This window comes from Novosphingobium sp. B-7, from assembly GCF_000410615.1.
Taxonomy (GTDB): Bacteria; Pseudomonadota; Alphaproteobacteria; order Sphingomonadales; family Sphingomonadaceae; genus Novosphingobium; species Novosphingobium capsulatum.
This window is the reverse complement of sequence record NZ_KE148476.1, coordinates 387-2,173: the sequence shown is the minus strand read 5'-3', so window position 1 is coordinate 2,173 and position 1,787 is coordinate 387. Positions and strand designations below refer to the sequence as shown.

General features: G+C 68.5%; 2 protein-coding genes. Both read right to left on the bottom strand.

All coding sequences use genetic code 11. From position 1 onward, the window contains the following. On the bottom strand, nt 1–825 hold an 825-nt coding region (locus tag H926_RS0120820; protein WP_022677981.1), incomplete at its 3' end, for a MoxR family ATPase. A gap of 13 nt (nt 826–838) precedes the next feature. After that, nucleotides 839–1,787: hypothetical protein (locus H926_RS29485; RefSeq protein ID WP_158442030.1), on the bottom strand; the 949-nt coding region annotated here is incomplete at its 5' end.

The following is a 1,787-nucleotide window of genomic DNA, read 5'->3' as shown; positions in this document are numbered from 1 at the left end:
CGCACGCGCCCGCGCTGCCCCGGCCAGCAAGACCGCAGCGCGGGGCGATGCCCCGGCCAGCAGGTCGCCATTGTCGCGCGTGCCGCGCACCAGCGCGACGATATAATCGACCAGCGGCTCGGCCAGGGTAACGGCCTTGAGCGCGGCCTGCGCGCTCGCCACTGCGCGGGCATCGGCCACAGCCGCAACGCCCATTTGTGCCGGATGAAGGCCAGTGCGCCCTTCGCCATAGCGGGTAACGATGCGTGCCTCTTCCTCGGCCGAGGGATAATCGACCAGCAGCTTGAACAGGAAGCGGTCGAGCTGCGCCTCGGGCAAGGGATAGACGCCCTGGCTCTCGATCGGGTTCTGCGTGGCCACCACCATGAAGTGCGCGGGCAGCAGATGGGCGGTGCCATCGAGCGTCACGCGGCGTTCCTGCATCGCTTCGAGCAGGGCAGCCTGCGTCTTGGGCGGGGTGCGGTTGATTTCATCGGCCAGCACGATGTCGTGGAAGATCGGCCCGCGCGTGAGCGTGAACTGGCTGGTCTGGAAATTGAACAGGTTCGACCCCAGTATATCGCCCGGCATGAGATCGGGGGTAAACTGGATGCGCCCGAAATCGAGGCCCACCGCGGTGGCAAGGCTTTGTGCGACCAGGGTCTTGGCCGTGCCCGGCGGGCCTTCCAGCAAGACATGGCCGCCAGCCAGCAGCGCCACCAGCAGGTGATCGACCACGCTGTCCTGGCCAACCACGGCCTTGGCCACTTGCGCACGAATCGCATCGGCCAGCGTGCGCACGTCTTCCAGGCTGAACGCGCCGGGTTCGAAAGCTGCCTCGGTCATAGGGTTTCCTTGGTCACGCAAGATCCTTTTCCAGGGTGTGCAGCGCCTGCGCCGCGCGCACGGCATCGGCCGGGCGATGTGCGGCGGCAAGCTGGGCCGCCGCGATAGAGAATGGCACGCTGTCGGGATGCAGCCGCGCAAGATGTGCGTCGATCAGCGGATCGACCTGCTCGGCCGCCGCCCCGCGCCGCAGCCCCAGCCGCGCCACCAGCCGCTCGCGCAGGGCGTCGACAAAGGGCACGGTCAACAGGTGCAGGCGTCCCGCGCGGCGAATCAGGGCCGCGCTGTTGGCCACCAGCGTGGTCTTGCCCGGCGGGATCGATGGCGGCGCGGTGCGCGGCGGGCCAAAGCGGCAGAATGCGCGCCACCCCACCGCCAGCAGCGTGAGCAACAGGCCAACCGTTGCCGCCAGGAACGGCGGCTCGAACGCCAGGGTCAACAGGTTGGGGCGGCCGCCGAGGCCAGCCAGGCTCAGGTCAAAGGTGATCGCACGGCTGCCCGAATCGACCGCGGCGGCATGCAGGATATCCAGCGCCAGCATGGCGGTCTGCCGGTTGGCCAAGCCGTAATTGTCCATCAGGTCAGGCTCGAACACCAGGATCACCGGGTGCAGATCCATGTTGCGCCCGCCGTCTTCGCCTTCCGGGCCGGCAGGATCGACCGTGGGCGGTTCGACATCGGCCAACCGATCGAGCGAGGGATAATAGCCATTGTCGTCGCGATAGGCGGCCAGCGTGCGCCCGTCGGAGGTGGTGACCAGCGGCACCAGCGCCTGGCCCGTGCCCGAAACCACCAGCTTGTCGTTGGGCAGGGGGCCGCTGCGGCCATCGGCGGTGCGCCAGCCGTGCCCTTGGGCACCCTTTTCGCCGTTGAGCGACACTGTCACGTCATCGGCAAAGCCGGGCCATTGCGCCAGGCTCACGCCGTTGATCCGGGTCCAGCCGCGCGGGCGCTTTTCCTTG